This window comes from Sphingorhabdus sp., assembly GCF_044239005.1.
Lineage (GTDB): Bacteria > Pseudomonadota > Alphaproteobacteria > Sphingomonadales > Sphingomonadaceae > Sphingorhabdus_B.
Map to the genome: position 1 here is coordinate 1 of NZ_JBIICH010000102.1, position 7,307 is coordinate 7,307.

General features: G+C 57.0%; 8 protein-coding genes and 1 pseudogene. 1 reads left to right on the top strand and 8 read right to left on the bottom strand.

What is annotated here, in order from left to right:
- Positions 1-774 (top strand): TCP-1/cpn60 chaperonin family protein (locus ACILQA_RS08535; RefSeq protein WP_395629318.1); only part of this gene is annotated, 774 nt, incomplete at its 5' end.
- Between the two features lie 70 nt (positions 775-844).
- Here the strand turns inward: ACILQA_RS08535 and ACILQA_RS08540 are convergent.
- The 8 genes and pseudogenes from ACILQA_RS08540 to ACILQA_RS08575 all read right to left on the bottom strand — a co-directional run.
- Positions 845-1,537 (bottom strand): HPP family protein, encoded by a 693-nt coding sequence (locus ACILQA_RS08540; RefSeq protein WP_395629319.1) that lies wholly within the window; start codon positions 1,535-1,537, stop codon positions 845-847.
- 4 nt (positions 1,538-1,541) lie between these two features.
- Entirely contained in the window at positions 1,542-1,934 is a 393-nt protein-coding gene (locus tag ACILQA_RS08545) for a nuclear transport factor 2 family protein (RefSeq protein ID WP_395629320.1), read from the bottom strand.
- A gap of 129 nt (positions 1,935-2,063) precedes the next feature.
- Positions 2,064-3,008 (bottom strand): D-2-hydroxyacid dehydrogenase, encoded by a 945-nt coding sequence (locus tag ACILQA_RS08550; RefSeq protein WP_395629321.1) that lies wholly within the window; start codon positions 3,006-3,008, stop codon positions 2,064-2,066.
- Positions 3,005-3,361, bottom strand: a complete 357-nt coding sequence (locus ACILQA_RS08555) for a hypothetical protein (RefSeq protein WP_395629322.1) — start codon at positions 3,359-3,361, stop codon at positions 3,005-3,007. The genes ACILQA_RS08550 and ACILQA_RS08555 overlap by 4 nt, the downstream gene beginning before the upstream one ends.
- The gene (cysS, locus tag ACILQA_RS08560) at positions 3,358-4,842 is read right to left on the bottom strand and encodes a cysteine--tRNA ligase (RefSeq protein WP_395629323.1); all 1,485 of its coding nucleotides are present in this window, start codon (positions 4,840-4,842) and stop codon (positions 3,358-3,360) included. Before cysS ends, ACILQA_RS08555 begins: the two co-directional genes overlap by 4 nt.
- Before the next feature lie 184 nt (positions 4,843-5,026).
- Entirely contained in the window at positions 5,027-5,890 is an 864-nt protein-coding gene (locus tag ACILQA_RS08565) for a fatty acid desaturase (protein WP_395629324.1), read from the bottom strand.
- The gene (locus tag ACILQA_RS08570) at positions 5,881-6,072 is read right to left on the bottom strand and encodes a hypothetical protein (protein ID WP_395629325.1); all 192 of its coding nucleotides are present in this window, start codon (positions 6,070-6,072) and stop codon (positions 5,881-5,883) included. The genes ACILQA_RS08565 and ACILQA_RS08570 overlap by 10 nt, the downstream gene beginning before the upstream one ends.
- A 317-nt stretch (positions 6,073-6,389) precedes the next feature.
- Positions 6,390-7,307: pseudogene (locus tag ACILQA_RS08575) on the bottom strand (cobaltochelatase subunit CobT); the annotation flags it as partial.

A 7,307-nucleotide genomic window follows, 5' to 3' on the forward strand; every position in this document is an offset into this window, starting at 1 on the left:
CTCACCAAGGGTGAAATGATCAGCGAAGATCTGGGCATCAAGCTGGAAACCGTCACTTTGGGCATGCTCGGCCAAGCCAAGCGCGTCAGCATCGACAAGGACAACACCATCATCGTCGACGGTGCTGGCGAAACCGATGCGATCAAGGGCCGCGTAGAAGCGATCCGTGCGCAGATCGAAAACACAACCAGCGATTATGACCGTGAAAAGCTGCAAGAGCGTTTGGCGAAACTCGCCGGCGGTGTTGCCGTGATCAAGGTCGGTGGTTCGACCGAAGTTGAAGTGAAAGAGCGCAAGGACCGCGTTGATGACGCGCTGCACGCAACCCGCGCAGCCGTTGAAGAAGGCATCGTCCCAGGCGGCGGTACTGCACTTCTGTACGGTACAAAGGCTCTCGAAGGCCTCAAGGGCGTCAACGACGACCAGACACGTGGTATCGACATCATCCGCAAGGCGATTGTTGCTCCATTGCGTCAGATCGCAGCCAACGCCGGATATGACGGTGCCGTTGTCTCGGGCAACCTGCTTCGTGAAAACGACGAAACCATGGGCTTCAACGCATCGACCGACGTTTACGAAAACCTCGTAACTGCGGGCGTTATCGACCCAACCAAGGTTGTCCGTACAGCGTTGCAAGACGCGGCATCGGTTGCTGGTCTGTTGATCACCACCGAAGCTGCCATCTCCGACGCGCCAGAAGATAAGGCTGCTGGCGCCGGCGGCATGCCAGGCGGCATGGGCGGAATGGGCGGCATGGGCGGTATGGACTTCTAATAGTCCAACGCTTTATGAAGCACAGATAATGGGCCGGAGGGGAAACCTTCCGGCCTTTTTTGTTATGTGGTTACTTTTTGCCGCGGCGTTGTTCGGCGATGCGTTCGGCGGTGAGGAGCAACGCTTCTAGGTCAGCCAAGTCGATGTCGAAGGTCTCATGGGTTTCCTGAACCGCTTGATCGATATCGGCGCGCAAGAGGCCCACGGGCAGGGCAGGTGTGGCCGCCGCGCGATGCGGATAGCTGTGGCCGCTGAAACGGTGGAATAACCAGCCTGCCGCAAGCAATGCCGCGGAATTGGCGGCGACGATCGACAGGGGATATATATAGCCCGCATCGACAATGGCTTGGCCGCCCAAAATGGTCGTGATGGCGACAGCGCCGCTGGGCGGATGAACGCAGCGCAGCAACGACATCAATAATATCGACGCGGCCACGGCAATGGCGATCGCGGCAAAGGTAACGGGTACCATATGCAGCACGGTCACGCCGACCAAAGCGGAAATCACATTGCCGCCAAAAACGGGCCATGGCTGTGCCAATGGGCTGGAGGGCACCACGAAAACCAGCACCGCCGATGCGCCAATGGGGGCAATCAGGAACGGCAAAGCAGGGAACATGTCCTGAACACCAAGCCCCGCCAGCGCCGCGACAAGGACACCAAGGCCAGCACCGGCACATGCGATCAACCGGTCATGCAAGCTTGCGCCGGCAAGTTTCGGTACAAAAAGGCGCCACCGGCTGGATGTTTCTCCGGTTGCCATGCGCTTATGCGCTCATATGCTGCAGCATCTCGCCCATTTTCTGGTGGAGCATATTCATTGCCTTCAACGGGCGAACCATGACCTTGAAATGGGTGATGAGGCCATCATCATCGCAGGTGATCATGTCGATGCCATTGATGGCGATACCGTCGATCACGGTTTGGAATTCCAGAATGGCGCTGTTTTCGCGGTGCCATTCACCGACATAGGCAAATTCGGCATTGCCCAGCGTATGCCCTGCGGCGGCGAGATATTTGGCGGTGATGGCCTTGCCCATTTGCGGTGAGTGGACAACCGGGCTTTCAAACACGCAATCGTCGTGCAGGACGGCGGATATCGCATCAACATCGCGTGACAGGGCAACTGTGTGCCAGATTTCGGCGGGGTTATGGGGCATGTCGTGTTCTCCTATACCGTAAGTGCTGAGCCTGTCGAAGCACGCCTGTCGGGGGTAGCGCTACACCCGATAAGCGCCCTTCGACGGACGCAGCCGCTTTGCGGCTGCTGCTCAGGGCTACGGTGGTTGTTAATATCCCAGATCGAGGTTTACCATTGGCTCAAGCGGTGCGCCTTGGCGGTAGCGCTCCAGATTTTCGAAGAAGCGCGTGGCAGAACGCACGAACATTTTGTCCTGCGCGCGGCCCGACAAGTGCATGGTGACATGCGCGTTGTCGAGGCTCCACAAAGGGTGATCGGCGGGCAAGGGTTCGGGTGTCGTCACATCAAGGAAGGCATTGGCGATGTCCTTGTCCTGTAACGCGCTGACCAACGCGTCCTGATCAATGACGGAACCGCGCGCGATGTTGATGAGCGTTGCGCTATTTTTCATCGCGGCAAGTTCGTCTGCGCCAATCATGCCGTCGGTTTCTGCGGTCGCGGGAACGGCAAGGATGACCCAATCAAAATCGCCCAATTGCGCACGCCATTGATCGGGCGTCAGCGTGTTTGGGCCTGCCGAGCGGCGCACAATGGTGACATCGACGCCAAAGGGCTTCAGCCGCTCTTCAATCAGCTTTCCAATCGCGCCATAGCCAAGCAGCAAAGCCTTGGAACCGAACAGTTCAACCTTGCCAGGCGAATCGAGCAGCCATTCGCGGCGTTCCTGCGCGCGGACAACTTCGCGATAGTTCTTCGCGACGGTCAGCATGCCCATGACGACATATTCGGCGATGGTAATCGCGTTGATGCCTGCGCCATTGGTGACAACGCAGCCCTGCGCCTTCAACTGCGCCAGCGGCATGCCGTCGACACCGGCATAGATGCTGTTCAGCCATTTCATGTTGGTGGCGGCATTGATGACCGTGGCCATATCGCCCTTGTCATACATGTCGAACCAGCCGATCTCGGCCTGCGGTGCGAGGGCGAGTGCCTCTTCCTTGGACATGAAGAAATGCGGCTCGATCCAATCGGGCAAGCGCGGTTCAATCAGGGGACGCACAAGGCCCGACATCACGAGTTTCGTTTTGGTCATGCGGCAAAAGCCTTCCAAGTTACAAAAATTAAAAACGGGATGCCGACAAGATCGGTCATCGCAATGGTTTTCAGCGCGGGCGGTGAGCCTGCAGACCAATAGAGAACCAAGAATGACAACATGCTGACGCCGACGCCAACGCTGGCAATGCGGCGGCTCGCAGGGTCAAAAGCAGCCCAGACAGCAAGCAGAAAGATAACGAGGAACAGCGCAGCGCGATGATGCAGCAACAGAAACAAGGGGTTATCGCTAGCGACGCGGTAAAGCTGCCCAATCATCGCTGGACGGAATAGCGCCAGCGCGGGCAACGCGTGGATAGCCGCAAGGATGAGCCAAGCAAATTTGAGCATCATATATCCAACTTCCAATCCCAGCCCAGCGGGTCGCCGTCCATGACTTCAACGCCTTTGGCGATGAGGTCGTCGCGGATGGCGTCGGATTTGGCGAAGTCTTTTTCGGCGCGCGCGTCTTTGCGGGCGGCGAGGGCGGTTTCGATTTCGGCTTCGGTGATGACGGCGGCTTTGGGGCGGATGCGTAGGTCGGTGCGGTTTAGACTTTGAAGGTTCAGACCCAGAACTGCGTCCATCTCGCCAATCGCGGCAAGATGCTGTGCAGCGTCGACCTTCTTCAAGCCGATGAGCGTTTCTAGCGATGTTATTGCGATAGCGGTGTTGAGGTCATCTGAAACAGCCGCCGCAAAATCGTTAAGCGCCGCCGAAATCGCCGGAGCAACGTCACCCTGAACGTGTTTCAGGGTCTTACTTTCCGACGTCGCTAAGTAAGATGCTGAAACGAGTTCAGCATGACGGGCCTTGAGGTTTGAGGCAGCCATCACCATCCGCTTCAACCGCACAAACGCAGCCTGCAAACCCTCCCAGCTAAACTCCAGCTCACTGCGGTAATGCGCTTGCAGGCACATCAGGCGGTAGGCGAGGGGGTGGAAGCCTTTGTCGATCAGCAATTGTACGCGCAGGAACTCGCCAGATGATTTGCTCATCTTGCCACTGCGTTCGATAAGGAAATTGTTGTGCATCCAAAATTGTGCGCCGCTGTGGTCACCGCCGCAGCGCGCCTGATTTTGCGCGATTTCATTGGGGTGGTGGATTTCGCGGTGGTCGATGCCGCCGGTGTGGATGTCAAACGGCAGGCCAAGCAGCGCCTCTGACATGACCGAGCATTCCAGATGCCAACCCGGCGCGCCTTTGCCCCATGGGCTGTCCCATTCCATCTGCCGTGTTTCGCCCGCGGGCGTCTTGCGCCAAATGGCAAAGTCGGCGGCGTGGCGTTTGCCTTCGACCTCTTCGATGCGGCCCTCTCCGTCCTCGGTCTTGGCACGGGCCAATGCGCCATAATTGGCAACGGTCGAGGTGTCGAAATACAGGCCCGATTCCAGTTCGTAGCAATGCTTGTCGGCAATGCTGGTCGCATAGGCGATCATCGCGGGCACATATTCGGTCGCAATCGACCAATGCGCGGGCTGACGGATGTTCAGCGCCTTAATGTCGTCCCAATACGCTTGCGTATAATGCTTTGCGATGTCCCAAATGGACTGCGCTTTTTCCGCCGCCATCTTCTCCATCTTATCTTCGCCGGCATCGGCGTCGTCGGTCAGATGGCCGACATCGGTGATGTTGATGACATGGGTGAGCTTATAGCCCTTATATGACAGCACCCGGCCAAGCGTGTCGGCAAAAACATATGCGCGCATGTTGCCGATGTGCGGGTAATTATACACCGTCGGGCCGCAGGTATAGACGCGCGCCTCGCCAGCGTGGACGGGTGTGAAGGTTTCCAGTTGCCGGGTCAGGCTGTTGAAGAGTTTAAGCTCGGACATGGATTGGCGATGCTGGAAATGGGTGCGTAGGTCAACCCACCTCCAATCTCTCAAAGTCACCCTGAACTTGTTTCAGGGTCTTACTTTGTCCACCGCGGTCAAAAAAGTAAGATGCTGAAACAAGTTCAGGGTGACGGTAATTAAAGTTTAAAAGGGCCGAATATCGGCGTGTATCCCAATTCGCCTACATATGGTCGAGATTACACCCGCGCTCCAACAATATCGGGCGGAGCGCGCGATATGCCGCGGGGGTCTTGTTCAGCGGGATCGTGGGATAAAGATGATGGACGATGTGATATTGCATGCCCGATGACCAGATATTGCCCATGCGGCTTTTGAAGGCTCTGGTGTCCTTATAGCGTCCTTTTTCGGCGCCGGGATGATGCGGAGCCCAGCTGAGGTAGAATGAAATATAGGTCAACGCCAAATGCCGCGGCAGCCACCACAGCAACGCGGCCTCTATCGCATAGCCGCTCAATGCCAAAGCGGCGAGAATGCCGAAGAACAATGTTTTGCTGATAATCGCGTCCGTCAAAGCGGACTTCGCGGCTGGACTGTCCCACTGCTGCAACAACTGGCCATAGCGGTTAAAGCCCCCTTCGGCGCGGGGTTGGCGGTTGACGATGGTTTTCCATATTGCGTGCAACGGGCCGTTTGCGTGGGTCGAATAATCGGGGTCCAACAGCGGATCATTGGCGTGCTTATGATGCGCCATATGCGTGATGCGCGCTGTACGCAGCGGAAGCGTTAACGGAATGAGCGACCAGTGTCCGACAAGCTCGTTAAACCATTCCAGTTTTGATCCCTTGGGCGCGATGATATAATGTTGGGCATCATGCGACGGCAGGTAGCTTGCCGTGATATTGATCGTCGCGATGATGAAGCCAAGCCACAACGGCATAATGCCGGTAAAGACCAACGGCCATAATGCGATCCAAATGGCGGTGTTCGTGATGCCCCAAAACACCATGAGCCACGGAATGCCGCCCATAAACTGTTCGGCAATTGCCTTTTCCCGCGCGCGCAGGCTTTGACTAATCATACCCATTTGCCCCGATATGTCGCGATCAAGCCCAGCACCGTTCCGATAATCAGGCCGAATTGGAGTGGCGACAACGCAAAGGGTGCGTTCACATCCAGCCGGACCATCACTTGCGCAACCAAAGGCGCAAGGAAGGCGAGGCCAAAGAACAACGGCCCGAAAAAGAAGAGGGATTTTACTACTGACATTGGTGTCGACGATGCTGGAAATGCGCGATTAGGTCAAGGCAGCTTGCGCGATCGAAACTCCCGCCTCCAACCGTCACCCTGAACTTGTTTCAGGGTCTTAATTTTTGCCTTTTCCGCCGCGAAGTAAGACCCTGAAACAAGTTCAGGGTGACAGAAATTAAAGTTTAAAAGGGCCGAATGTCAGTGTTGCGCTACAGTCGAGATGCGCCCTTCGACGGCCGCAGGCGCTGCCTGCTGCTCAGGGCTACGGTAATGTTCAAAACCCGTCCCCACGGATCGCTTGCCCACGCCGCGGCGTAGCTGTGTGAAAGGCAAGCCTATTCCTCGTCAAACAACCCGGCGAGTTGTTCGATCATCGTGCCGCCCAATTGTTCAACGTCCATGATAGTGACGGCGCGTTTGTAATAACGGGTGACATCATGGCCGATGCCGATCGCGACCAATTGCACGGGCGAGCGCGTTTCGATCATTTCGATAACTTTGCGCAAATGCTGTTCCAGATAGCCGCCATGGTTGACCGACAAGGTGCTGTCATCGACGGGCGCGCCGTCGGAAATGACCATCAATATGCGGCGGTCTTCGGCGCGGGCGATCAGGCGGTTGTGCGCCCAAAGCAGGGCTTCGCCGTCGATATTCTCTTTCAGCAAACCTTCGCGCATCATCAGGCCAAGGTTGCGCTTGGCATGACGCCATGGCTCATCGGCTTTTTTGTAGACGATGTGGCGCAAGTCGTTGAGGCGGCCGGGCATGGGTTGCCGTCCAGCAGCGAGCCAATCTTCACGCGCTTGGCCGCCTTTCCACGCACGGGTGGTGAAGCCCAAAATTTCGGTTTTGACGCCGCAACGTTCCAGCGTGCGTGCCAATATGTCGGCGCTGATCGCGGCGATGCTGATCGGCCGTCCGCGCATCGATCCGCTGTTGTCGATAAGCAAGGTCACCACGGTGTCGCGGAAATCGGTTTCGCGTTCGACCTTGTACGACAGCGAGCTGCCCGGCGAGACAACGATGCGCGCAAGCCGCGCTGCGTCAATCATGCCTTCTTCCTGATCGAAATCCCAACTGCGGTTTTGCTGCGCCATCAGGCGGCGTTGCAGACGGTTGGCGAGTTTTGTCACCACCGATTGCAGGTTGGACAATTGCTGGTCGAGATAGGCGCGCAGCCGGTTCAGCTCTTCTTCGTCGGCAAGCTCGGTCGCGGTGATGGTCTCGTCATATTTGGTCGACCAGATTTTATA